General features: G+C 35.7%; 22 protein-coding genes. 13 read left to right on the forward strand and 9 right to left on the reverse strand.

Features of this window, described 5'->3' with window-relative positions; all coding sequences use genetic code 11:
• Positions 1 to 70 precede the first annotated feature (70 nt).
• From GX311_04785 to GX311_04815, 7 genes are all read left to right on the forward strand, one after another.
• On the forward strand, positions 71 to 610 hold the full coding sequence (locus GX311_04785; protein NLK15694.1) for a DUF134 domain-containing protein: 540 nt from the start codon (positions 71 to 73) through the stop codon (positions 608 to 610).
• A 28-nt stretch (positions 611 to 638) separates the two neighbouring features.
• A complete protein-coding gene (locus tag GX311_04790) occupies positions 639 to 956 on the forward strand; it encodes a hypothetical protein (GenBank protein NLK15695.1) in 318 nt (105 codons plus the stop codon).
• A gap of 2 nt (positions 957 to 958) precedes the next feature.
• Positions 959 to 1,231, forward strand: a complete 273-nt coding sequence (locus GX311_04795; GenBank protein ID NLK15696.1) for a hypothetical protein — start codon at positions 959 to 961, stop codon at positions 1,229 to 1,231.
• Between the two features lie 11 nt (positions 1,232 to 1,242).
• Positions 1,243 to 1,608: an ATPase gene (locus tag GX311_04800; GenBank protein ID NLK15697.1), complete on the forward strand. Its 366-nt coding sequence runs from the start codon at positions 1,243 to 1,245 to the stop codon at positions 1,606 to 1,608.
• 142 nt (positions 1,609 to 1,750) lie between these two features.
• Complete coding sequence (locus GX311_04805) at positions 1,751 to 2,617, forward strand: P-loop NTPase (protein NLK15698.1); 867 nt, start codon at positions 1,751 to 1,753, stop codon at positions 2,615 to 2,617.
• Complete coding sequence (locus GX311_04810; protein NLK15699.1) at positions 2,598 to 3,464, forward strand: P-loop NTPase; 867 nt, start codon at positions 2,598 to 2,600, stop codon at positions 3,462 to 3,464. The genes GX311_04805 and GX311_04810 overlap by 20 nt, the downstream gene beginning before the upstream one ends.
• A gap of 50 nt (positions 3,465 to 3,514) precedes the next feature.
• On the forward strand, positions 3,515 to 4,318 hold the full coding sequence (locus tag GX311_04815; GenBank protein ID NLK15700.1) for an Mrp/NBP35 family ATP-binding protein: 804 nt from the start codon (positions 3,515 to 3,517) through the stop codon (positions 4,316 to 4,318).
• Positions 4,319 to 4,393: 75 nt separating this feature from the next.
• Here the strand turns inward: GX311_04815 and GX311_04820 are convergent, their stop codons facing one another.
• Positions 4,394 to 5,794 (reverse strand): UDP-glucose 6-dehydrogenase, encoded by a 1,401-nt coding sequence (locus GX311_04820; protein NLK15701.1) that lies wholly within the window; start codon positions 5,792 to 5,794, stop codon positions 4,394 to 4,396.
• Positions 5,795 to 5,928: 134 nt separating this feature from the next.
• On the opposite strand from GX311_04820, the gene rlmN reads away from it, so the two are divergent.
• From rlmN to GX311_04845, 5 genes are all read left to right on the forward strand, one after another.
• Positions 5,929 to 6,951, forward strand: coding sequence for a 23S rRNA (adenine(2503)-C(2))-methyltransferase RlmN (gene rlmN, locus GX311_04825; protein ID NLK15702.1), 1,023 nt, complete (start codon positions 5,929 to 5,931; stop codon positions 6,949 to 6,951).
• Positions 6,952 to 7,153: 202 nt separating this feature from the next.
• Entirely contained in the window at positions 7,154 to 8,893 is a 1,740-nt protein-coding gene (locus GX311_04830; GenBank protein NLK15703.1) for an HD domain-containing protein, read from the forward strand.
• Between the two features lie 32 nt (positions 8,894 to 8,925).
• A complete protein-coding gene (locus GX311_04835) occupies positions 8,926 to 9,765 on the forward strand; it encodes a universal stress protein (GenBank protein NLK15704.1) in 840 nt (279 codons plus the stop codon).
• A 130-nt stretch (positions 9,766 to 9,895) separates the two neighbouring features.
• Positions 9,896 to 10,918 (forward strand): branched-chain amino acid aminotransferase, encoded by a 1,023-nt coding sequence (locus GX311_04840; protein NLK15705.1) that lies wholly within the window; start codon positions 9,896 to 9,898, stop codon positions 10,916 to 10,918.
• A 256-nt stretch (positions 10,919 to 11,174) separates the two neighbouring features.
• Positions 11,175 to 11,837 (forward strand): porin family protein, encoded by a 663-nt coding sequence (locus GX311_04845; GenBank protein ID NLK15706.1) that lies wholly within the window; start codon positions 11,175 to 11,177, stop codon positions 11,835 to 11,837.
• A 76-nt stretch (positions 11,838 to 11,913) separates the two neighbouring features.
• Here the strand turns inward: GX311_04845 and lpxK are convergent, their stop codons facing one another.
• On the reverse strand, positions 11,914 to 13,023 hold the full coding sequence (lpxK, locus tag GX311_04850; protein NLK15707.1) for a tetraacyldisaccharide 4'-kinase: 1,110 nt from the start codon (positions 13,021 to 13,023) through the stop codon (positions 11,914 to 11,916).
• A 213-nt stretch (positions 13,024 to 13,236) separates the two neighbouring features.
• Between lpxK and GX311_04855 the strand changes: the two genes are divergently transcribed.
• Positions 13,237 to 13,545 carry a winged helix-turn-helix transcriptional regulator gene (locus GX311_04855; GenBank protein NLK15708.1) on the forward strand — a complete coding sequence of 103 codons (309 nt, stop codon included), beginning with the start codon at positions 13,237 to 13,239 and terminating at the stop codon, positions 13,543 to 13,545.
• Positions 13,546 to 13,557: 12 nt separating this feature from the next.
• On the opposite strand, the gene GX311_04860 is transcribed toward GX311_04855, so the two are convergent.
• The 7 genes from GX311_04860 to GX311_04890 all read right to left on the reverse strand — a co-directional run bounded on the left by GX311_04860 (position 13,558) and on the right by GX311_04890 (position 23,224).
• Positions 13,558 to 14,352: an alpha/beta hydrolase gene (locus tag GX311_04860; protein NLK15709.1), complete on the reverse strand. Its 795-nt coding sequence runs from the start codon at positions 14,350 to 14,352 to the stop codon at positions 13,558 to 13,560.
• A 3-nt stretch (positions 14,353 to 14,355) separates the two neighbouring features.
• Positions 14,356 to 16,656, reverse strand: coding sequence for a T9SS type A sorting domain-containing protein (locus tag GX311_04865; GenBank protein ID NLK15710.1), 2,301 nt, complete (start codon positions 16,654 to 16,656; stop codon positions 14,356 to 14,358).
• Between the two features lie 26 nt (positions 16,657 to 16,682).
• The gene (locus tag GX311_04870) at positions 16,683 to 17,690 is read right to left on the reverse strand and encodes a D-glycero-beta-D-manno-heptose-7-phosphate kinase (GenBank protein NLK15711.1); all 1,008 of its coding nucleotides are present in this window, start codon (positions 17,688 to 17,690) and stop codon (positions 16,683 to 16,685) included.
• A 178-nt stretch (positions 17,691 to 17,868) separates the two neighbouring features.
• Positions 17,869 to 18,507 (reverse strand): hypothetical protein, encoded by a 639-nt coding sequence (locus GX311_04875; GenBank protein ID NLK15712.1) that lies wholly within the window; start codon positions 18,505 to 18,507, stop codon positions 17,869 to 17,871.
• A gap of 135 nt (positions 18,508 to 18,642) precedes the next feature.
• A complete protein-coding gene (locus tag GX311_04880) occupies positions 18,643 to 20,022 on the reverse strand; it encodes an FtsX-like permease family protein (protein NLK15713.1) in 1,380 nt (459 codons plus the stop codon).
• 14 nt (positions 20,023 to 20,036) lie between these two features.
• Positions 20,037 to 21,248: an HlyD family efflux transporter periplasmic adaptor subunit gene (locus GX311_04885; GenBank protein ID NLK15714.1), complete on the reverse strand. Its 1,212-nt coding sequence runs from the start codon at positions 21,246 to 21,248 to the stop codon at positions 20,037 to 20,039.
• An 11-nt stretch (positions 21,249 to 21,259) separates the two neighbouring features.
• Entirely contained in the window at positions 21,260 to 23,224 is a 1,965-nt protein-coding gene (locus GX311_04890; GenBank protein NLK15715.1) for a putative porin, read from the reverse strand.
• Between the last annotated feature and the right edge of the window lie 23 nt (positions 23,225 to 23,247).

The following is a 23,247-nucleotide window of genomic DNA, read 5'->3' on the forward strand; positions in this document are numbered from 1 at the left end:
CCGAATAAAATTTGCATAATAAACATATGTTTATTATATTTGCATGAACATATGTTCATAATTTTGTATTATGCAGTTACGTCGTAGAAATTGGAGAAAAGTTATAGAAATGCCACCGATAAATGGTTTTATGCCATTTGGAGGACAAATAAAACCCCAAACCGAACCAGTCCTTTTGTTGGTTGAGGAGTATGAAGCATTGAAACTTTGCGACTATGATGGTTTAAACCACCATCAGGCAGCGGAGTTGATGAATATTTCTCGCTCTACTTTTACAAGAATCTATATGTCAGTGCGTCAAAAATTGGCAAAAGCTTTTGTCGAAGGACGCACAATATCAATCGAGGGGGGGAAGATTTATTTTGATAGTAATTGGTATTACTGCAAATCGTGCAAATGTCAGTTTAATAATCAAAACCAAAGTGTTGAAATAACCGAATGTGCACTATGTGGCTCGAAAAATATCGAAGCACTAAAAGAGAATAGCCAATCTGATATTCAAGAGGTAACAGAATATTGTTATTGTATCAGATGTGGCCATAAAATTGCAAAAAGGCGCGGACAACTGCGTTCGCAAAATGTTTGCGCCGACTGCAACACTGAATTATAAATAAAACCTATAAATATTTAAATTAACAATGAAGGTAGCAATAACATCAACAGGAAACAGTTTAGAATCAAAGCTTGACCAACGTTTTGGACGTTGCGCTTATTTCGTAATTTACGATACAGAAACCAAATCAACTGAGTACTTTCCAAATCCAAACAAAGATGCTCCAGACGGAGCAGGACCAGCATCGGTACAGTTTATTGCATCTCGAAAGGTAAGCAAAGTGGTGTCTGGCGATTTTGGAATAAAGGTAAAACCTATATTGGAAAATCTTCAAATTCAAATGATAACACTTAAAGATCAAGAGAAAAATATTGGAGAGATAATAGAGATGTTAAATCATTAAAAATGATTAGGACAGACCAAGAATATAAATTTTTAAAGCGGAAAGGAATTATTATGATGGAATTTAATAGAACAGAGCCAACGGGACGAGGTCTCGGGATGGGGCGTGGTTACCGCGGAGGTGGTATGGGCAGACAGTGTCGTTTTAGAGGTGGTTGGCAAGGAAACAATCGAAACAGAGGATTTCGATTTATGGAGCAAACTGAACAATCAGAAGCCAACGCACAAAGAAGAAATTACGGAATGTGTAATTTTCGTATGAGGTTAAACCAATAAAATATAGATATATGAACAAAAAAATTGCACTTCCTATGGAAAACGGGCTACTATGCGCCCATTTCGGACATTGCCAACAGTTTGCAATTGTTGAAGTAAACAACGGCAAAATTACAAACACACAAATGTTAACACCTCCCGAGCATGTGCCAGGACTATACCCAAAATGGGTTGCCCAACACGGTGTTACTGATGTAATCGGTGGAGGAATGGGACAAAAAGCTATTGACCTGTTTCATCAACAAAACATCAATGTTTTTATTGGCGCACCTTTGAAACCTGCCGAAGAGTTAGTTAACGATTTTATTAACAACCGATTGCAATTAACTGCAAATTACTGCGACCACAAGCGTGGAGGCAGTCATCAATGCGGATAATAACAGCTTAAGATTGTTTCAAACTGTGACAAATTACCCCCGAAAATTGCACTATACTATGATACGGATACAAATTTCGGGGTTGTCTTTTTATTTTAGACATTGTTAGAAACACTATAACAACCTTATAATTACTTATAATATGAGAATTGCAATAGCGAGTGGAAAGGGAGGGACAGGCAAAACATTCTTTTCAACAAATCTTTTTTATGTACTTGATAAAAAGGGACATAAAGTCACTCTTACTGACTGTGATGCAGAAGAGCCTAATTCCAATCTGTTTTTCAACGGAAGACAAAGCAAACAAATTGATGTAACACAGATTAACCCGATTATCGACCTTGAAAAGTGCAAGTATTGTGGAAAGTGTAGTGAGTGGTGTAACTATAATGCTATTTTCTTCTTATCTGAGCAAAAAGTAATTAGCGTTCTTGACAACCTTTGTCACGGCTGTGGGGCATGTTTCGAGGCATGTAAATTTAAGGCTATTAACGAAAAAGAGGTTTCTCTCGGCAAAATTAACTTTATCGACATTAGCGAAAATTCACAAATAATTGAATCGCGCACTAAAGTTGGAGTTTATACTCCTGTTCCGCTTATAAAACGGGCAATTAAAGAGTCGGGTAACCGCGGAATTATACTTTTCGATGCCCCGCCCGGAACTTCGTGTCCGTTTATTCATACGGTTGACAGTGCCGATTACATCATTCTAGTTACCGAACCTACACCATTTGGATTAAGCGACTTAAAACAATCAATTGAGATATTAAAAGATTTAAACAAACATTTCGGGGTTGTAATTAATCGCGCTGATGATGATTACCGAGACATACACAACTACTTACAAGTAAATAAAATACCGTTATTGCTTGAAATACCATTCGATAGAGATATAGCAAAACAATATTCTCAGGGAGAAATTTATGCCAAAACAAACACCAATTTTGGCAATACTCTTTATAAAACTGTAAATAAAATAATTAATGAATATGGAAATAGCAGTAATTAGTGGTAAAGGGGGGACAGGGAAATCGTTTGTGAGTGCAGCATTTGCCACAATTCCTGAACGAGTTTTTTTGTCTGATTGCGATGTTGATGCAGCCAACCTGTATCTGATTTTTTCGCCCGAAATTAATTTTGAACAGATATACATTGCAGGTCAAAAAGCCGAAATAGATTACGACAAATGCACAAACTGTGGCTACTGTGTCAATTTTTGCCGATTTGATGCCATGTCAACTAAAGAGAACAGAGTAGTTATTAACGAAACGTTATGTGATGGGTGTTACCTTTGTGTACGCATATGTCCAGAAAATGCTATAACTATGCTCGACAACGATAAAAGCCGAATGTACGCCGGTACTTTCAGAAATGGGCAAATGGTTTATGGACGATTGGCTCCAGGAGAAGAAAACTCTGGCAAATTGGTTAGTATGATACGCGAAAAAGCCAAAACCGAAATTATCAAGGGAAAATTTAAAATACACATTATTGATGGACCTCCGGGAATTGGCTGTGCTACAATATCATCAATTACGGGTGTTGACCGTGTTGTTATAGTTACCGAACCAACGCTCTCGGGAATACACGATTTAAAACGAACGGTGGAATTAGCATCTAAATTCGACCTAAAAACTTGGGTAATAATCAATAAATATGACCTTAATACATCAATGTCGCACAAAATTGAAAGTTACTGCAAAGAAAACAACATCTCATTTGCCGGAAAAATTCCATTTGACAAACAAGTGGTTGAAGCTATGATGAATTGCAAAAGCATTATAGAGTACCAGCCTAAATCAAAAGTCTCAAAAATTATAACAGAGATTTTTAATAAAATACAGCATGCAAATTAGTGGACATATAAATAACATTTTTTATTTTTAATATATCATAAAACAAAAAGATGAACAATTTTAATAAAATTAAAATTCCCGACGTAAAACATATTATAGCCGTAGCTTCAGGCAAAGGAGGTGTCGGAAAATCAACAGTATCAGTCAATTTGGCTGCTACATTAGCACGCCAAGGTTTTAAAGTAGGCATGGTCGATGCTGATATTTACGGTCCCTCAATTCCAAAAATGTTGGGTATTGAAAACGAAAAGCCTTTAGTGGAACAATCAAACGGTAAAGAGACTTTTTTCACCATCGAAAAATATGGAATGAAAATCATATCAATAGGGTTTTTCATTAAAAAAGATCAAGGCCTTATTTGGCGCGGACCATTGGCAGCAAATGCCATTTTGCAGTTGTTTGAAAATACTCAATGGGGCGAACTTGACTATCTGATTGCCGACTTTCCACCTGGTACAGGAGATATTCAATTAACCGTTATGCAAAAGCTTAAACTTGACGGAGTAGTAATGGTTACAACTCCACAAGAGGTTGCACTCAACGATGCTCGCAAAGCTGCATCGATGTTTGGGAACAAAGAGTTAAACGTGCCAATTTTTGGAGTAGTTGAAAACATGTCGTGGTTTACACCAAAACCTCACCCCGAAGAAAAATATTATATTTTCGGCAAAGGTGGAGGAGAAATGCTTGCAAAAGAATTAAAAACATCCCTCTTAGCACAGATCCCTTTGGTTATAGAAGTTGGCGAAGCCGCCGAACAAGGCTTGACAATTTACGACACTTCCGATATGTCGGTTATAAAAGAATTTGAAAAAATATCTGATGTCATTGTTCTCAAAACATCAGACGTTTAACACAAAAAAACAGAGGCTGATATTTCTAACAGCCTCTGTGATTGTTATATATTTTGTTTTTTAATATCTAATCTTTTATTTTTCGACATTGCCCTTTCCTATCGCATACACATTAAATCCAATTTTTCTCAACTCATCGTGATTTAATATATTACGGCCATCGAAAAGCGATGCAGGCTTTAACATATTATCGTATATGCGTTTCCAATCAAGGGTCTTAAACTCGTCCCACTCCGTTACTACTGCTATTGCATGGGCATTTTTGCATGCCTTGTAAGGATCCTTATGAACATTTAATAATCTCTCATTCTCCTCTGAAGATCTCGTTCCTAAGTTATTCAAGTCGTTTTGCATTGCTTTCTCCGGAACTTTGGGATCGTAAACATGTATTTCTGCTTGCTCCTCCATTAAATGGTCAGAAACATAAATAGCGGCAGACTCACGGGTATCGTTTGTATCTTTTTTAAATGCCCAGCCAAGCATGGCAATTTTTTTCCCTGATAGCGTATTGAACAATGTTTTTATTATTTTATCTGCAAAACGACGTTTCTGATAATCGTTCATAATTATTACCTGATTCCAATAAGCGGCAACCTCAGGTAAACCAAAGTGTTCGCATAGATAAACCAAATTTAAAATATCCTTTTGAAAACAGCTACCTCCAAATCCTACCGAACTTTTCAAAAACTTTGGACCAATACGACTGTCTGAGCCAATTGCCTTCGCTACTTCATCAACATCTGCATCGGTTACTTCACAAAGTGCAGAAATACTATTGATTGAAGATATTCTTTGTGCCAAAAAGGCATTCGCTGTTAATTTACTTAACTCTGACGACCATATGTTTGTTTGTATAATTCTTTCACGTGGAACCCAACGTGCATATATTGAGGTAAGTGCTTCGATAGCTTCTAATCCTTCCGGGGTTTGGTCTCCCCCTATCAAAACTCTGTCGGGGTTTTGCAAATCTCTTATTGCGGTACCTTCTGCCAAAAATTCCGGATTTGACAAAACCTGAAACTTAACTTTCGACGAGCTTTGCGCCAAAATTGTTTTAATTGCACTTGCAGTACGAACCGGTATTGTCGATTTTTCAACAACAATTTTATCGCTTTCTGCATATTCTGCTATTTGGCGTGCACACAATTCCACAAACTTAAGGTCAGCTGCACGACCTTTACCAACACCGTATGTTTTTGTGGGCGTATTAACACTTATAAAAATCATTTCGGCTTCCTTAATGCCATTAATTACATCGGTACTAAAAAACAGATTTCTACCGCGCGACTCCTTAACTACTTCGAGCAAACCCGGCTCGTAAATTGGCAGCTCATCGGTTTGCCAGTCGGCAATACGCTTTGCATTAATATCTACAACTGTTATCTTTATTTCTGGACATTTTTGTGCAATAGTAGCCATTGTTGGACCTCCAACATAACCTGCTCCTATACAGCAAATATTTTTTACTTGTTTCATCGTTATTTTTGATTATTTGAGCCCAAAGATACTCTGTTTTTTCATAAATAGCTACACAACAAATCAAACTGAAATTCATGCAACTCATAAAACACAACTAACAAATATATTTTTGTACTTTTGCAAATAAAAACATGAGTCGGCAAACAACACTTCTCGCCCTATCTCCTGAACAAGTTCGCGGTGAAATTACAAAATTTGAAATGCCTAAATATACATCCCAACAAATTGTTGAATGGATTTACAAGAAACGCGTTTCGAATTTTGACAAAATGACAAACATCTCTGCTAATCACAGAAAAATTTTGAACAATAATTTTGTTGTCGGAACTAAAGATCCTGACATGTACCAAACATCGATTGATGGAACAATAAAATATTTGTATAAAACATCGGAAGGATTGGGGGTTGAAGCAGTTTATATCCCCGAAGAAGATAGGACCACACTATGTGTATCATCGCAGGTGGGTTGTAAACTTGGCTGTAAATTTTGTATGACTGGTCAACAAGGATTCGATTCAAACCTTTCGGCTGCCGAAATAGTTAACCAAGTATATTCACTCCCAGAATTTCCCCAATTAACAAATATTGTGTTTATGGGAATGGGCGAACCTTTTGACAATTTAGATGAAGTATTAAAAGCTTGTAATGTTTTGACTAGCGATTGGGGTTTTGGGTGGAGTCCAAGACGTATTACTGTCTCTACTGTTGGGATAACAAACAAACTTACACGATTTCTCGAAGAAAGTAATTGTCATTTAGCAATTTCATTACACTCTCCTTTTGAAAATGAACGTGAGGAGTTGATGCCCGTACAGAAATCAAACAACATTAAATCAGTAATAAATATATTGCGCAAATACGATTGGCGGGGACAACGCAGATTATCGTTCGAATACATAATGTTCGACGGAATTAATGATAGCGACAATCACATAAAAGAATTAACGAAACTTCTGAACGGGCTGTTTTGCAGAGTTAATCTTATAAGGTATCACGAAACCCCTCTACTCCCCTACAAACCTTCGCCCAGCGAAAAATTAATATATTTTAGAGATAAATTATCGGATAACAATATTATCACTACAATCAGAAAATCACGGGGTGAAGATATTTCTGCAGCATGTGGAATGCTTTCTTACAAAACAAAAAAATAATCCGGTGTAATTGTTTTGTTTCAAAAATCAGCCCCTGTCAAATAAAAATACTTTGCTGTACGATAAAACTTTGCTCACACAATACCTTATTTTGATCAAAAAATATAGTATGTTAGCCAAAATTTATTAAAAATTATTCTGTTTATTTTGTTAAAATCTTATTTTTAACGTCTGATTTACGTAACATAACACCTAAATACGTTTGAAAAAGCATATTGTAGTTCTGCTTTTGGTTTTGCTATGCTGCTGTGATACACTTAGTCTGTTTTCACATCAGTTAGTACGAATAGAACCCGACTCATTAAATTGCGTTGTTGAGGTACAAAACAATACTTTTGTATTGCAGGTCCCACATAATGCAAATATTGAAGTTTTAGGAGACAATAAAATATTCCTCGTAGACAACAATGAAAATCTTTATTTGGGAAGCTTAGATAAGGGCAAATACGATATTGTTTACATTAGTCCTGATGGTCAAAGAATTCAAGGACATTTAATTGTAACAAATTCGTTATTAACAGGAAAAGCTTTACTGTTAGGAATTTCTCTTATAATAAGCTTTATTTTGCTGATTTATTTTAGTATCAGATTCCGTTTTGCCCATGAACGAAAAAAACTAAAGTCTCTTCTATATGAGAAAACGGAGGCTTTTATTAAAGAGCAAGAGAGATATGAAATGGCGTTGGCAAAAAAAGAATCAGATTATGTTGAATCAGATAAACGGCAAAAAAATAAAGGTGTTAGGTATAAAATGGTTACTGTTTTGTTTAGTAACGTAGTTGGGTTCTCTAAACTTACAGAACAAGATAAAGCTGAAAAGCTAATTGATGATTTAGATAGATTTTACTATCATTTCGATGAAACAGTTAAAGACTTAAATATAAAAAAAATAAAAACCATTGGCGACACATATGTTTGCGCTGGTGGAATTCCAAAGAAAAACAGGACTAACCCTATTGAAGTAGTATTAGCAGCTTTTGAAATGCAACAATATATGATACATTTAAAAAGCAGATATCCAGAAGAAGAGGAGAAAATATGGGGGCTGAGAATGGGTATCCATACAGGTCACGTATTTGCACAATTTGAAAGTGAGAAAGATCTAAAATACGATATTTGGGGAGAAACGGTTAATATTGCTAGCAGAGTTGAAGCTACCGGTGATTTAAATAGAGTAAATATTTCAGGCAGTACCTATGAATTAGTTCGAGACTATTTCATTTGCCAATATTATGGAAAACTTCCTGTTAAATATCAGGGCGATGCCGATTTATATGTAATTGAAGGATTTCGCCCACACTTGTCAGTTAAAGGGGAAGGATTGGTCCCAAATCATGATTTCCAAATTAAGTTAGCTTTTATTCGTTTCGACGATTTAGAAGAGGAGATCTTAGATATTTTGGAACATGAGCTACCTAAAAATCTATATTACCACAATGTTAAACATACAATAGATGTTGTCAATCAAGTTGAAATAATAGCACGTCGTGAAGAGGTCAGCGAAGAGGAGTTGTTATTACTAAAAACAGCTGCACTGTTTCACGATATAGGTTACACTCGCGGATATAAAGATCATGAATTATTGGGAATTCAGAGAACAAAAGAGATTCTTCCGCGTTATAACTATTCAGAAGAACAAATAACAAAAATTTGTGATTTAATATTTGCAACAAGAATGCCACCAATGCCAAAAAATAAGCTTGAAGAAATTATTTGTGACGCCGACTTAGATTACTTAGGTCGAGTAGACTTTGTCCCTGTTTCCAATATGCTGTTTCGAGAACTTGTTGAAAATGAGGCAATTGAAAACAATATTGAAAAATGGAATAACGTGCAAATTGAATTTATTTCAAAGCACCAATATTTTACACAATCAGCAAAAAAATTACGTGACGTAAATAAGCATAAACAATTAGAAAATATTCGTAACTTAGCGGAATAATTCTTATAGGGTTCATAGATAAAAAAATAGACATGGATACAGAAAAGAAATATGTTGTTGTACCTTGGGACTTTACAGAAAGTTCAGAGTACTCGCTGGCTCATGCAATTCAGTTAGCACGTGTGATGAACAATGGTATTTTGCTTCTAAAAATTATCAGTACAAAGAAGGGGTTTTTAGGTTCAAAAAAGAGTGTCTCTACAAATGAAGTGGCCACTTTAAAAGAAAAAATGGAAGCTAAAGCAAAAGAGATTAAAGAAACCACCAAATTAGACGCGATTGCACTAGTAAAACCTGGAGACTCAAAAAGATTGGTTATTAATGAAATAAAATCAGCAAATGCAAACCTTGTAGTTTTGCCGTATAGATACCCTCTTGTTGGCAAACGATATAAAAATTCGGTGTTTAATTCCATTATAACAGAGTCTAACATTCCGTTCGTCGTAACCAGTAAACGTCCACGACACGACTATTACAAAGAATTAGTTGTACCTGTTGACCACGACAAAAAGTATAAAGAATCGTTAGCATGGATTTTATACCTATCGCGTTATTATAACTGCAACGTTAATATGATAAAACCGTTTATTACCGATCCTTTTATGAAAAAAGATATGGCAAATAATATCTATTTCACAAAAAAAATGTTAGACAAGCATGGTGTGGTTTACGGTATTAAAACAGCTAAGAGAAAACAACCTTTCAAAGCTGAAACATTCAGATTTACAGAACTTATTGATGCCGACATAATCGTAATGATGCTTAAACAATACAATAAATGGATAAGCAGGGAAGAAAAATTGAACACCTCTTCACCTATTATGATAGTACCTCCCAGAAGCGATTTAATTAAATATGGCGCATTAGCCTAATTGGCTCATAAAGTAACAACATAAAAGCACTACTGTTTCGCAACTGAATATAAAAACTAGTTACGAAACAGTTTTTTTTTATAATACATTATGCTATCTTTGTGTATTGATAACTTTAAAACAATAATATATGGAGAATAATATTGATTGGGGCAAACTTGGATTCGGTTATATAAAAACCGATTACAATGTTCGCTGTTATTATCGTAATGGAAAATGGGGCGAAATAGAAGTCTCAAGTTCAGAGTATATCCCAATGCATATGGCTGCCTCTGCTCTACATTACGGACAAGAAGCTTTCGAAGGAATGAAAGCATACTGTGGAAAAGATGGTAAAATACGTCTGTTCAGATGGGACGAAAATGCAAAACGATTGCAACGCTCAGCTCGTGGAACTCACATGGCAGAAGTACCATTAGAACTGTTCTATGAAATGTTAGTAAAAACAATAGAACTCAACAAAAGATTTGTTCCCCCATACGGGCACGGAGCATCTTTGTACATAAGGCCTTTACTAATAGGAACAGGAGCAGAAGTTGGAGTAAAACCTGCCAAAGAGTATATGTTTGTAATATTTGTAACTCCGGTTGGTCCATATTTTAAGGGAGGTCTTACCCCTGTAAAAATTGCAGTAGTTAGAGATAGTGACCGTGCGGCACCACTTGGAACAGGTACTCTAAAAGTTGGCGGAAACTACGCAGCAAGCTTACGCGGTACAGTTAAAGTAGTAAGCCAAGGGTATAGCTCGCCAATGTATCTCGACTCGTGCGAAAGAAAGTATATCGACGAAATTGGAGCTGCTAACTTCTTTGCAATTAAGGATAACACATATATTACACCTAAGTCAACTTCAATTCTACCATCTATTACAAACATGAGCCTTATACAACTAGCAGAGGACATGGGATTAAAGGTTGAAAGACGACCGGTAGATATCGAAGAATTATCGACATTTGAAGAAGTTGGAGCTTGCGGTACAGCAGCAGTTATATCACCCATTAATGAAATTAATGATATGGATAAGGGTATCGTTTACAGATTCTGTAAAGATGGAAAACCCGGACCAATTTCATTAAAACTTTATGAAACATTAGTGGGAATTCAATATGGTGATTTACCAGACAAACATAATTGGGTTACAATACTTGATTAATTATGTCACAAACATCAAAAGACTGTTATTAAAATTAAACAGTCTTTTGTTTTTTTAGTACAACAAATAACAAAAATATTTTTCAATTATAAATTAAACAACTAATATAAAAACAAAACAATAAAGAACCTCTAACACCATTTAAACAAATTACTAATATTTTTGTTATATTTGCATCATTAACTAAAGCTGTGTAAAAGACTCCACAGTGATGAACATAAAAATACTGAGTCTGTTAATTAAATTAAGAAGAATTATGAAAAGAATTTTTTTACTTACAGTTGTAACGTTTGCTTTAGCAAGCTTTACTAATGCACAACTTTTTGTGGGTGGTGAAATTAGCTTTGGCAGCACTAGTGGTAAGGTCAAAAGTGGTACAGTTACCGTAGAACAACCATCAGCGACTGATTTCGCTTTTGCTCCCATTATCGGATTTGGGTTTTCTGACAACTTTGAAGTTGGTTTAGAACTTTCCTTTATGACAAGTAAAGAAAAAGACCCAACTGTTGACCCAGCAGAAGAGTACAAAGCTTCAGGTTTTGGATTAACTCCTTTTGCTAGATACTATCCTATTAAAATGGATAAGTTTGGCGTTTTTCTCCAAGGTGGTGTATTGTTTGCTTCAGGCTCATCAAAAACTACAATTGGTAATGTCACAGTTGATGGACCAAAAATGTCAGCAGTTGGCGTTACTATTTTCCCAGGAGTATCATATGATTTGAACGATAATATATCTTTATTAGCACAAATCGATGGCTTTAATATCGGATACGTAAAAACGACTTTAAAACAAACTGTTAATATTGGTGGAACAGATGTTGAAGTGAAAGATAGTAATAACGCATTTGGAGCTGGAGTTGGCCTTAACGAACTTGCAACAACAGGAGCAATTACAATAGGAGCAGTTGTTAGATTCTAAGACAACATTCTTAAATATACAAAAAAAGCCACCTTTTTAGACAGGTGGCTTTTTTGTATCTAGTGACATTATAAAACTATAATTTATCAAAAGAATCATACCATGTTGTATGGTTTAGAGTGTTTTGAGCCCTATTTGTTTTTACATAAGAGATTATTTTCCTGTCAATCTCTTCCGACATATTGTCGAGAAAAACAATCTCAATTGGGATATAGAAAACAGGTAGTGTTGAATCCTTCATACTTTGAAGATCTTTTAATCGAACAGCATCTTTTTCGGTTGTAATAATAATTTTATTTGTTGCTTCAATTTTCTCAAACACAGTCTCAATCCTTGCTATATCTTTATCACCGTATTTATAATGATCCGAATAACGCAAGTCAATAATTTCGTTGCAGCTATTTTCCAAATGTTTTCTTAAAAGTGCTGGATTTGCAATACCTGTAAGAAGTAACACCGTATAATCTTCGATATTAAAATCATCAGGAATACTATCAGAATTACCCCACAGCGGAGTAAGTTTCCCATATTTCAAACTCGAAAATAGTAGTGTTTGATATGGATATAGATTTAAGTTTTTATAAATAATTCTTCGTTCAATAGGTTTCAAATCCATTGGTGATTTTGTTACCACAACAATATTTGCCCTATTAATATCAGCAGCAGACTCTCTTAATCTTCCGTAAGGGAGAATATGATCTTCGTATATTGGTCTGTTATAATCAATTAAAAGAATTGTTACGCCTGTCTTTACATATCTATGCTGATAAGAGTCATCAAGAATAATCACATCGGGATTATTCCCTATCTGTCCTGACACTATTTTATTAATTGCTTTCCTACGACTGGCAGAAACAATTACCGATACGTCTGGGAATTTTTGTTTTATCTGTTTTGGTTCGTCACCTATTTCCATACTTGTTGAATCTATAGTGGCCTCAACAATTCCCCTTGTTTCTCTCTTATACCCACGTGATAAAACTGAAATATTGTGTGTTTTATGAAGTAAATTTATTAAATATTCAACGTGTGGTGTCTTGCCTGTGCCTCCAACAGTTATGTTTCCAACACCTATCGTGGGAATATTATAATCAGCTGATTTAATTATCCCATGATCAAACATAAAGTTACGAACTCTAACTATTAACCCATATATTATTGAAAAGGGGAAAAGAAGTATTCTCATAGGTAAATAGTTTTATGTGTTATGGAAAACAAATGTTTTTGATTTCTCCCTGCTAATATACAAAAATCGTTAATAAAACTACCTAAAGTTATTGCAAAAGCAATTTTTTACAGTATAAAATGGATTCCGCTACGATATGTTATATAACACATAACTAAATATGTAAATATAACAGATAGTAATTTGTATCTTTGTGGTATAAATTTTAGTAAAATGACAGAAAAAATATCTTTAAATTTAGAATTACTAGAGCGGTCAAGCGATATGCTAAAAGCGCTTGCTCACCCTTTACGTATTGAAATTGTTAATCTTTTGCAAAATGACGAAAAAATGACTGTAAGTCAAATTCAAAAGCATCTTAATATAACACAGTCAGCTACATCACACCACTTAGGTATTCTCAAATATAATGGAATTGTTACAAGTCAAAGAGATGGGAAAAAAATGTATTATGAGCTGAAACACCAGAGATTAAGCCAAGTTATCAAATGTATAGCTACATGTGCATCTGAAGAAAAATAAATTTCCCCTTTTTCAACAAAATTCTTTATAAACCCTTTTGATTGCTCTGGCAAGTTGTTGTGGTTGTTCTACGAATGATGCATGCCCACACTTTTCTATCACTGTTACCTCGTGCAATGCACTGCCTTTGGTCATTTTATCAATCATTTGTTGAGTCAAAAACTGATCCGAATCACTGCCAATTAAATGAATAGGTGTTGAGCCATTTAACATCTCTGTATTGTCTGGACGATACGCCATTGCATACAAACAAGAGATTATCCCCTGCGGTTGCATGGTTTTAACTCGTTCAATCCACTCCGAAACAATGCTTACTAATCGCTGGAAATTAAAATCTGCTACCACTTTTGGCAAAAATAGTTGCGCTATTGTTGGTAATTTCCCTTGCTCTATTGCTTCTACTTCACGTAGGCGATTTTCCCTCTTTTCAGTGCTGTCAGCAAAAACGTTGCTGTGAAGCAGTCCTAGTAGTTTTGCTCTTTGTGGAACCTGTTTTACTACCGCCTGAGCCACATATCCTCCCATTGAATGACCATAAATAATAAATGTTTCTATTTTTAAGTAATCTAATAACGAAACAACTTGGTTAGCAATCTGCTCCATAGTTTGATGTTTCTCTATTGATTCGGAACAACCGTGTCCGGGAATATCTAATATCAAAGTTGGGATTTCGGGCATGTAGGTATCTATAAATTGTGTGAAAACATCCATAGATTCAAGGTATCCGTGAAGGAACACTATTGGTAGCCCTTCATTTTTTGAATACCTGTATTTTATTAGCTTTCCGTTTAGAGTTAATGTACACATTTATTATTTAGCTATAATCAGTTTACGACTCTCTATTAGTGCTGATTTGTTCATAAATCGAACTATATAAGCTCCCTCTTTGTAGTTGTTTGTATCTATTTCAATATAAGTTGCATTATCCAAAGTAATTTTCTCTATTTGTAATCCGTTGATACTGAATATTTCTATCTCAGTACAATTGGTGTTCCCTACGAAAACTGTCACTCTGTTTTTTGCTGGATTTGGGAAAACTTTACACTTTTGATTTTCTAGTTGTGCCGGTGTTGACACTGAGTCATATCGCCAAATTCCGAAAGCATATTCTCCCGGTCGCAAGCTGTCAACAAACGCATATCCACCCATCCAAGATAAATAATTCTGAATATCAATTTTTGTCCATGGTTGGGAAGGGAGTGCACGGTATAACATCTCTATTCTATCATTTGGTTCAGGTTTCCATACGCTATCAGCGGGATTTTGAGATGTTGTATGATTAAATCGGGCACGACCACGAAAATTTCCATACGACTCCATATTAATTGTCCAATAATAGTGTGGTGTAAGTTCTATCCCATCGAATATCTGTCCGTGCTCTTCGGGTTTAACAAAATTGTAGGTTACATGTATCCATGCCGAGTCGGTTGTTGTTTGCGGATAAACAATAAACGACTGACTACTAAACGATTGCTGTTGACCATAAAGCATATATTCATTTTTGATTGTGGCATCAGCTAAAAGCGAATTGTAGTCGACAATTGCGTACTTGGCGTTAAACGGTAAATTAAATGTTGATGTTCCACTCTTACCATCAAACTCAATTAAATGAGTTTCGTAAACCTCGGGAGATTGAAAAAATGAAACATTTACCTTATTTGCGTTCCCTATATATCTGCCACCTAAACGACTTTGCGTTATTTCGACAGTAGCCTGATTACCTTCTGTAGAGAAATTAGAGATTGCATAGTGAGGGAAGCCTGAATTAAATATCCAAGTGTCAAAAAATGGAGTAAGATCTGTCCCTGTTTTTTCTGTTAAAAAATCGCGTAACTGGTAAGTATTTTTAGATGTATGTGCATTTTCTGAAAACCACAACTTTACGGCTGCGAAAAAAACAGAGTCGCCTAAATATCCACGCAAAGAGCGGACAAAATCAGCACCTTTTTTGTAAACTGTTGTACCATAAGTGTTTTCGTGACTAACACCGTATAGAGGAATAAATCCTCCATCGTTTGTATGGGCGGAGGTCAATGCATATCTATGATTATCGAGAAAATAATTTTTCCCTTCTTCATATCCATCTCTTCCCTCTACAAAAATTCCTTCGCAAAAGGTTGCCCAGCCTTCGTTCATCCACATATCTTCGGCGGTTGCACATGTTACGCTATTGCCAAACCACATGTGTGATAGCTCGTGAGCCATAAGGGTTTGACTTGACAATGAGGTGGTTAACGCATCATTTGGATAAGCTATGTTCATAACGTGTTCCATGGCTCCACTGTTGAAATTTACTACTGTATATCCCGCACGAGGATATGGATATGGTCCAAAAGCATTTTCATATATCTGAAGCATTAATGGCACATCGGCAAAAGCAGTAGTTGCGGAAGATACTTGCGATGGTTTACAATAAATATCAATTGGGATTTGACCATTTAAACCTTGATACGAAAACTCAACTTTCTCTAATTCTCCTACAACAACACTAGTGATATAAGTTGCGACCGGCTGTTCAATTTTCCAATGCCAAACTTTATTTCCGTTGGCATCGGGAGCCACACTTTGGAACACTCCTCCACAAGTTGCTGTATGTGATGGAATTGTTGTGATGTAGAAATCGTAGGTTGCTTTATCGGTAAAATTGTCAATACATGGATACCAGCAACGTCCGTAAACATGCGGATTAACTCTCATGCCTACACCAAGATTAAAAGCTTGCCCCGAATTGAAATAAAAGCCTCCCCAACCTGACGGGTCTTTGGCTGGAACGCCTTGATAATATATCTCTGCTGATAAGGTGTCTGTAACATTATAGTTTTGAGTTGTAACAAAACGCACTACATCATTTGTGTGTTGAAAATCAACAACATTGCCGTTAAACTTGACACTGTCAACTGTCAGTTTCTGTAAATCAAAACCAAAATTATCCGAATAGTTAAAAAGTGGGCTAAACTCAATAATTGCTTTGCCACTTATAGTTGTTTGAGGGATTTGCGTTATATCTATATGCAAATTATAGTGTAAAACATCTATCGAATCGCGATGATTTGTTTGCCCCAAAAGTGTTGTTGTGACAAGCAATAAAAGGATTATTAAAGTTTTATTCATGATGGCTATGTTATTTAGTGTTTGTACTACTCTTGCGTTTCAAAATACTCAATGCTTTCTGACAAAAGACTCTCTTTTTCAATTGGAACGACTCCCGGTTTTTCACAAACCAATCCCCCTGCTATGTTAGCAATGGTGGCAACTACATCAGCTTTTATACCACACGCTAACGCAACTGCCGAAACACTTATCACGGTATCACCGGCTCCACTAACATCGGATATTTCGCGCTTTTGGGCAGGCATATGAAAGTATTCCTTTCCATTAGTAATCAAAACACCATGCTCTGATAGTGTTACCATTACATAGGTTGCATTTAGATGTTTCAACAGACTGTTTGCAGCATCTGCAACCGCTTTTGAACTGTTTCTAGGAACTCCTTCAAGTTTCATTCCCTCAACTAACTCTTTGAAATTAGGTTTAAACAAGGTAACATTTTTATAGTGCTCGAAATTGCGCTTTTTAGGATCTACTAAAGTTGGTATATTGTTTTCATTTGCAAATTGAACGACCTTACTGATAATTAGCGGAGTAACGTTCCCCTTGTCATAATCTTCAAAAACAATAGCATCGGGTTTGAATTGTTTAAGCATACTTAAACAATGTGAGATAAATTTCTCTTCCAGATTTTTGTCCAACGGATTTGATTCTTCATCATCAATTCTTAGTAGGTGCTGATTCGAAGATATAACACGGTGTTTTACAGTTGTTTTACGGCTGTCTGAAATCAGTATTCCTGACTGCTCTATCTCAGCTTTTTTCATCAACTTTAAAAACTCCTCTCCCTTGATATCGTCTCCAATAATTGCAATCATAATTGGCTCAGCTCCAAGCGATTTTATATTGATAGCAACGTTAGCAGCTCCTCCCATACGATTTTCTCGTTTGGTAACAGAAACCACCGGTACAGGTGCCTCTGGCGATATTCTTTCGGCTTTTCCCCATAAATATGAATCTATCATTACATCACCAATAATTGCTATACGTTTTGAATTAAATTGCTCGAAAAGTGATGTGAGAGCTTGTTGGTTCATTTTAAATCCGTTTTATAATAATATGTTCATAATGAAAACAGAAAAATCACAGGATAGTACAAAAGTAGCTATTTGTGTCAAATTTTCGAAATAATTTAGGAAATAGCATCTATATAGCTCGAAATGGATTTAACTACTTAGTAAAATCCTTATCAATTATATCCAAAGCTGACCTCAGTTACCTTCTCATCATGTCTATCAGAGAGCTAGCAGCAGCAGATATCTCATCTTGCTTAATAAGTCTTAAATGTTTTGTTGCACAAACATAAACTTTCCCAAATCTCCATTCAATCTCAAGAGGAGAGATCCTATTCATGGTCTCGTATTTAGCAACAATGGGCTTATTTAGTCCAAATCTAACGCCAAGCTCTCGTTTAATAAATTCAGCAGGGTCGCTCCCATGTATAAACAAAGCCTTTGGCCTAATTGTAGTAAATAAAAAATCAAAAATATCCGTTTTTCTTGAACCTTCATCTAACTGATTAACTGAATATGAGGGCTTTGAGTAAATGTTTGTCTCTAAACATAAATATTCCGAAAACACATTATTAATCAAAAATTCAATTTTAGATCTAGTCGGACTGTATTTTGTCCTTTTACCTTTTCGTTCATTTAGATAACTTTTTAACCAACTCGATTTGTCAAAATAATCATCTTGATAATAATCCCAAAAACTGCAATCCATTTTAGTTGCTGGATTAATTCCAACAATAAAAATTTCAGATTTTAATGGATTTCCATCACAAACAAAAGGTCTTAATGAATCATCTGCACCCATCAAAGCTCTAAGTTTTAACTTAAATTCCTGTGTATTCATATATACTTTCTACTTGTTAGCTATACTTTACTGTTATTTCAAAACGCACACAACTTGTTTATATTCACGGATATTAATTTGATAATCATCCTATTAACAATTGTTCATTGCTAATTGCTAATTACACATTGCCAGTTACTCGCTTCTTAGTGATACTATCGGATCTTGCTCCGCTGCCCGTTTAGCTGGAAGATATCCAAATGCTATTCCAACGCCAACACTAATAGCAAACGAAATTATTACCGAACTGGTTGTTACAACCGTTTTGATATCGGCAAATTTAGTTACTAATCCTGCACCTACAAAACCAAGAATAACACCGATAAAACCTCCGAAAAGGCTAATTAATGAGGCTTCTGAAATAAATTGCAGAACAATGTCGCGCTTACGCGCACCAACAGCCATGCGTATTCCTATCTCTTTTACCCGCTCCATAACATTTGCTAACATAATATTCATAATGCCAATACCCCCGACCAAAAGGGATATTCCTGCAATTGCCCCTAAAACCAAATTAAAAATATCACGTGTACGTTGTTGCTGCTTTAAAAGTAGTTCGGGAACAATGATTTCATAATCAGCTACTTGATTGTGACGACGAAATAGTATTCTATCCAATAAATTTCGAACATTGTCGAGATATTTACTATCAGAAACACTCAAAATTATTTTATCTAACTGATTTGTATTTATTTGTGCAATTTCAGTACTTGTTGTTTCTCTGTCATCGTCCCTTTTTTCGGCAGCTGCTTTTATCTGCTCTTGCGTAACACTACTTCTGTTTACAATTCGCAACAACATTGTTTCAACAGGAATATAAACCACTGAACTTGAGGTCTCTACGCCCATATCTTCCAAGTCGGATTTGGTTGCAACCTCTTTGTAAGTTCCCATGATGTGAAACCACTCATTACGACTTTTGATTTGCATACCTATTGGCGAATTTCCTTTAAAGAGTTTTTTTCCTAGTCCCTCACTAATAACGCAAACTGAAAGATTGTTATTCTGATGTCTTTCATTAAAAAATGAGCCTTCGGCAATCTCCACACCAAACAAATCAAAATAAACAAAATCGGTACCTGTCAGTTTTACGGGAATTTGTCTGCCTTCTGCCATTGCGTATGTCTCAACCGAGACTTGTGCACACGCATGAGCCAGATTGGGAACAATCTCTACAATGCTTTTAACATCTTTTAGTGTAAGCCCGGGCGAGTTTTTGCTTGCAATTTTGGTTTTATCGCTATCTTCAGCTTGTTCAACAACTTTTGGCACAACAATTATATTATTGACACCAACCATCTTCATCTGTTCTAAAATCTCCTGTTGAGCTCCATTGCCGATAGCAAGCATTGCAACAACAGCGGCAACACCGAAAATAATTCCTAAAGCCGTTAAGAATGACCTTATTTTGTTAGCCAATATTGATTCAACAGCAATGCCTAAATCGAGCCAAAACAGGTCAATCTCTTTACGAGGTATCCCAAAAATTTTCGCTTTTTTATTTTCGCTCTCCATGCTGTTTTCGCTATTTACTCTTGGCGATTTAACGAAATAATATCGCCAGCTTCAACTCCTTCTGTAATTACTACAAAATTTTCGTTTGATTCGCCTGTTTTTACTTCAGTTTTTTTAAAACTCCCTGAACGTTTTTTGTAAACTACCACTTGTCCTTTGTCGGCAAATACCGCATCTATCGGAACAAAAAGAACCGAATCGAACGAATTTACAAATATTTGGTTTGATGTTGTCATTGAGGGTTTTAATATCGAATCTGAATGTTCGAGACGGATTTGAACTTCAAACACTTTTGCATCACTGTTGGGCTTTTGTTCTCCGACATTAGCTACCTTTATTACCTCTCCCTTAATTTTTTTATCGGGGAAAGCGTCAATTCCAATCATCGCCTCCTGACCAACTTTTACTTTACTTATATCAACCTCATTAATATAGACTTTCGATATTAGCTTTGACAAGTCAGGCAGGGTTGCCACACCAGGATCCCACGGATTTATCTCCGAGCCAACCTGACGTTTACGTCCTCCCCACTCTTTTTTGTAAATTACCATGCCCTTTTTCGGAGCCAGCACAGTAAACTGATTTGCAATATCTAACAAATCTTGCGTGGTTTGTCTTACTTTAGCAAGCTGACTTTCAACCTCTTTCATTTTCGTAACAGCCTGTTCTGTTTTTATTTCATAATTCTCAACAGCCTGTTCAAACGACCGTTCAGATTTTAACAGATCGATTTCGGCTTGACGTATTGTTGCCGGTGGTTCAAATTTTGATTGCTCCAGTTTAATCTTACCCTCTTCATAGGCAAACTTCAGATTTACAAGTTCCTCGCGCGAGCCTCGCAACGACAAAGTTGTATCCAACTCGGTTGACTTAAGTTGATTTTCAACTTTCTGTATTTCAAGCTCATTCTCTTTCAACAATCTTGTTAACTCTGTTCTATCAAGTGAAGCCACATAATCGCCAGAATCGACAACGGTGCCTTCTGGTATCAAATCGGTTATTTTAACGGTGTAAATTCTAGCCCGTCTCAATCCCTCTGGTCCCATAATCTCCTCAGAGTTTTCAGCTTGAAGTTCTCCCGTCGTAGTCACAATAATGTCAAATTGTGACGGACTAACAGTGAATGTCAAGCTTGCTGTATCAACGGTTGTTTCTCTTCCGAAAATCAGATACGCAACCACTATCAAAGCCAACGGTATTCCAAAAAGAAGTATTTTTTTATACATGTTGTTCTGTTTTAATCGTAAAATGTCCAGCTAACACCGAACTTTATATTAAATGCCCTTATGGGATAGTTGAAAGCATTAAGATACGTTGTTTTTGTTGCTAATGATGTAAGATGCTCAAATCTAACAAATAAAACTAATCTCTTTATATGTGCGCTGGCAAAAATGTCAACAAGAGGGTAGTTCCCATATTTTTTTTCGCGTTGCATAAAATACTGATTTAACGCTGGATCAAAATCCGGTAAATAATATTGTGTGTTAAACCAACAGTCGATACCAACATTCAGGTTTGCGTGCCCACCCGTGCTTTTAAAGTTAAGCGGAGTATTGAATAAAATTGTGGTTGAAGCTGCAAATTGCGGTATATCTATAATTGTGTCATTTGAATTTTGATACAACAACTTCGCACGGATAGAGAAATATTTCCAGATTTTCTGTGTTTTTTCGACTCCTACACCCAAGACATCGAGATTATCACTGTAAATATTCCATTCTTGCTGATTATCAACCCATAAGTAGTTTTTTATTATGTTCGATTTAACCGAAAAGTCTATTTGATGTTTTGGGAAACTCCATTGAAAACCTATTCCAAAGTGCTCCTGGGGAGCCCAACGATTTTGCCACTTATAGTGATTTGAATAGTAGTTTTGAAGAAAATAGTCGGGCGTGGTTTTACTTTTTTCGGCGTTCAAACTTACGGTTGCTGTATCGGAAAAGAGACTATGTCTGTAGTTTATTTCAAAATATGTGTTATAATCCTCTTTCCTATATCCTTTGCTGATACCGCTTGATATTTCGTATGAAAAAGTCAATGTGTTTTTAAAAAAATTGCCAGAAAGTCTGTGTATGGAATAAAAGGTTTTAATTACAGTATCATTATTGTACTCAAAAAGTGTATCTGAATAATAATTGTTGTAAAGCTCCCGTCTATTTTTTACTAAAGTGCTGATTTGCAGGCTTTTATTCTTTCCTATATTGACAAACAATCCCGCATTATTCGTCATTTCTCTTACAGACAAAGTATCGGAGGTCCCTCTTTTATTAAATCTATTGGTAAAAAAATCAACCTCTGTATTTGTGACATCCAAATATGTGGTTTTAGAGGGATCGTAATATTTTCTTTGTGTTTTGTAGTACATCATTTCGTGCTTTATTCCAGCCTCAAAAAATGCTATCCTTTCATCTCCCTGCACTATAGCAAACTCGTGATTCATCAATCCGTTGAACAGGTTGATATCATTTCCTGCATTAGTAAGTCGTGTTGGCATTCTGCGTAGCTCTACGCCTGTTGAATCAAAAATATAGCTACCATCAACAATCCCTCCATTGTTATCAATTTTAATGGTATGGAAATTAACTGTAGTAAAATTCCGATAACGATAGTTCTGAATATCAAACCAAAAGGAACCTAACCTATTTCGAGACATTTGTGAAAGTAAAAACCCTTCGGTTGAATAAATATTGTATTTTAATCCTAAGTTAATATTACGATTAACATTCTGTGTATGAACAAAGTGAAACTGTTGATATTTATTACTTCCGCTAACGTAGTAAAGTCTGGTGTATGGTGATTTTGTATTATAAACCGCAACATCACGATGCGTAACTATGTAGGGCTTAAAGCATTGCACCGACCAATGTAAAAGATTGTTTTTAATTCGCTTATCAAATTCGGCATATAAAACAGGTTGTCCAATTTCGCCCAAGCTAACATTAAAAATATTAGACTCTTTTACCGGCTCGATATACACGAAATTTATTTGAGCCGTATCGAAAGGTGCTTCTATTTTTTGAAACGTTCTGCTGTACACCCATGACGTTATATGAGTTTCGGGAATAACTGTGTCTCTATTTATCCGTGTTCTGACTATCTTGCTTGGTTGATCCGCGCGAAACATCGTATCTGTTAACTCTTGCGCAGAGATATTGAAAGAAATGAACAGCAAAAAAATATGTAGAACAGGTGATTTGAGCATTAATAAGGCTTTTGAATTACAAA

It is taken from the genome of Bacteroidales bacterium (assembly GCA_012519055.1).
Taxonomy (GTDB): domain Bacteria; phylum Bacteroidota; class Bacteroidia; order Bacteroidales; family Salinivirgaceae; genus JAAYQU01.

Bases quoted from the DNA above. Each gene is read 5' to 3' on its own strand.
- GX311_04845 (NLK15706.1), top strand. From the start codon at position 11,175: ATGAAAAGAATTTTTTTACTTACAGTTGTAACGTTTGCTTTAGCAAGC.
- GX311_04820 (NLK15701.1), bottom strand. From the start codon at position 5,794: ATGAAACAAGTAAAAAATATTTGCTGTATAGGAGCAGGTTATGTTGGA.
- GX311_04790 (NLK15695.1), top strand. From the start codon at position 639: ATGAAGGTAGCAATAACATCAACAGGAAACAGTTTAGAATCAAAGCTT.
- GX311_04785 (NLK15694.1), top strand. From the start codon at position 71: ATGCAGTTACGTCGTAGAAATTGGAGAAAAGTTATAGAAATGCCACCG.
- GX311_04865 (NLK15710.1), bottom strand. From the start codon at position 16,656: ATGAATAAAACTTTAATAATCCTTTTATTGCTTGTCACAACAACACTT.
- GX311_04885 (NLK15714.1), bottom strand. From the start codon at position 21,248: ATGTATAAAAAAATACTTCTTTTTGGAATACCGTTGGCTTTGATAGTG.
- GX311_04875 (NLK15712.1), bottom strand. From the start codon at position 18,507: ATGAATACACAGGAATTTAAGTTAAAACTTAGAGCTTTGATGGGTGCA.
- GX311_04800 (NLK15697.1), top strand. From the start codon at position 1,243: ATGAACAAAAAAATTGCACTTCCTATGGAAAACGGGCTACTATGCGCC.
- GX311_04860 (NLK15709.1), bottom strand. From the start codon at position 14,352: ATGTGTACATTAACTCTAAACGGAAAGCTAATAAAATACAGGTATTCA.
- GX311_04835 (NLK15704.1), top strand. From the start codon at position 8,926: ATGGATACAGAAAAGAAATATGTTGTTGTACCTTGGGACTTTACAGAA.
- GX311_04815 (NLK15700.1), top strand. From the start codon at position 3,515: ATGAACAATTTTAATAAAATTAAAATTCCCGACGTAAAACATATTATA.
- GX311_04890 (NLK15715.1), bottom strand. From the start codon at position 23,224: ATGCTCAAATCACCTGTTCTACATATTTTTTTGCTGTTCATTTCTTTC.
- GX311_04805 (NLK15698.1), top strand. From the start codon at position 1,751: ATGAGAATTGCAATAGCGAGTGGAAAGGGAGGGACAGGCAAAACATTC.
- GX311_04840 (NLK15705.1), top strand. From the start codon at position 9,896: ATGGAGAATAATATTGATTGGGGCAAACTTGGATTCGGTTATATAAAA.
- GX311_04810 (NLK15699.1), top strand. From the start codon at position 2,598: ATGGAAATAGCAGTAATTAGTGGTAAAGGGGGGACAGGGAAATCGTTT.
- GX311_04795 (NLK15696.1), top strand. From the start codon at position 959: ATGATTAGGACAGACCAAGAATATAAATTTTTAAAGCGGAAAGGAATT.
- rlmN (NLK15702.1), top strand. From the start codon at position 5,929: ATGAGTCGGCAAACAACACTTCTCGCCCTATCTCCTGAACAAGTTCGC.
- GX311_04870 (NLK15711.1), bottom strand. From the start codon at position 17,690: ATGAACCAACAAGCTCTCACATCACTTTTCGAGCAATTTAATTCAAAA.
- GX311_04855 (NLK15708.1), top strand. From the start codon at position 13,237: ATGACAGAAAAAATATCTTTAAATTTAGAATTACTAGAGCGGTCAAGC.
- lpxK (NLK15707.1), bottom strand. From the start codon at position 13,023: ATGAGAATACTTCTTTTCCCCTTTTCAATAATATATGGGTTAATAGTT.
- GX311_04880 (NLK15713.1), bottom strand. From the start codon at position 20,022: ATGGAGAGCGAAAATAAAAAAGCGAAAATTTTTGGGATACCTCGTAAA.